General features: G+C 60.3%; 1 protein-coding gene and 1 pseudogene. Both read right to left on the reverse strand.

From position 1 onward, the window contains the following. Window positions 1-181: 181 nt before the first annotated feature. A pseudogene (locus tag JT360_RS33915) lies at window positions 182-495 on the reverse strand (type II toxin-antitoxin system RelE/ParE family toxin). A 3-nt stretch (window positions 496-498) separates the two neighbouring features. Further along, complete coding sequence (locus JT360_RS33115; protein ID WP_214477658.1) at window positions 499-765, reverse strand: type II toxin-antitoxin system ParD family antitoxin; 267 nt, start codon at window positions 763-765, stop codon at window positions 499-501. Between the last annotated feature and the right edge of the window lie 420 nt (window positions 766-1,185).

Below are 1,185 nucleotides of genomic sequence, written 5' to 3' on the forward strand. Positions count from 1 at the left end.
TCGATTTCTCATGGAGTTATCCACGAGGCCGAAATTCGTGAGTTGGCTTGGCCGGATTGGGAGCGGCATTCCGCGGCCGATCATTCCTCGCGAGGCTCGCCGTCACCTCGGCGCCTGGTGCACGCATCGGCTTGAAAATCGCCAGTCCTGCCTCGGCCGCCGCGCCAGCCTGAGCAACGCTTCAGAGCCTGTCTTCCAGCAATTCCGGCGTGATATTCCGGCCGGCGTAAAAGATGCCCAGGAACAGCACGTGTTCGGCCTCGACCGCGAAAGCAATGTTGACGGCGCGCCGGCAACCGACAATCCGCAGCCCAGGCACGATCTCAACCCGCTCTGTGCCGCGCTGTGGAAAAGTCGAGAAGCCCAGGCAATGGTCACGGATGCCGACAACAAAAATTCCAGGCGATCGCCGGCGACGCACGCTCGGCAATGTCGTCATAGAGCTTTTCCAGCTCAGCTTCCGGCCCTGGGGTGGAAGACAATCCGGTGCTCCATCCCCTACTTGGCTTTCGCCTGCTTTGCGCGATGACGCGCCTCCAGCCGGGAAAAGACCGATTCGGCAGGAACACCCTTCGCTGGATCCCGTTGGAGTTCGGCCAGGCGCCCCGGGATTTCCTCGCGCAGCCATTTCTCCCGCTCCGCCTCGAAATCCTCGAGCATACGCAGGCCAGCGCGGACAACTTCGCTGGCGTTGTTGTAGCGACCCGATTCGAGCTGCTTCCTGATGAAGCCCTCGTAATGGTCGTTGAGAGCGTAGTTGGGCATAGCAGCCTCCTGGAAGGAGTATGGAGTCACACGTTGAGGATGGCAATAGATGTCAACTATTAGCAGTTTGGTCTGATTCGGTCGCACTCTGCCTTTGATTCAGGTTCCCGCAGGACGAACTCAAGTCGATTCGGCATAGCCGAGATACCCGCCTCGGCCCTGACGACGCCGGCGCGATCGCGGATCGGATCCTCAATCGACACCTATGGCATAGCGATCTGTTCGCATCACAAGCACGAGACAACGGGCACTGAAGCCGGCCGAAAGATTGATTTCGAATCTGGTAGCGGGTCGCGGCGGCGCCTGGGCTTTCGCGGTTGAGCTTGTGCTCCGCGAGAGGCGCGATTTGTTCTGCGGCTTTGGCTGAGAGCTCGTCTCGGGTGTCGGGGAGCGGATTGATGGTGCCGGTCCGTTCGGATA

The organism is Mesorhizobium sp. dw_380, assembly GCF_018588885.1.
Lineage (GTDB): Bacteria > Pseudomonadota > Alphaproteobacteria > Rhizobiales > Rhizobiaceae > Mesorhizobium.

Bases quoted from the DNA above. Each gene is read 5' to 3' on its own strand.
- JT360_RS33115 (WP_214477658.1), bottom strand. From the start codon at position 765: ATGCCCAACTACGCTCTCAACGACCATTACGAGGGCTTCATCAGGAAG.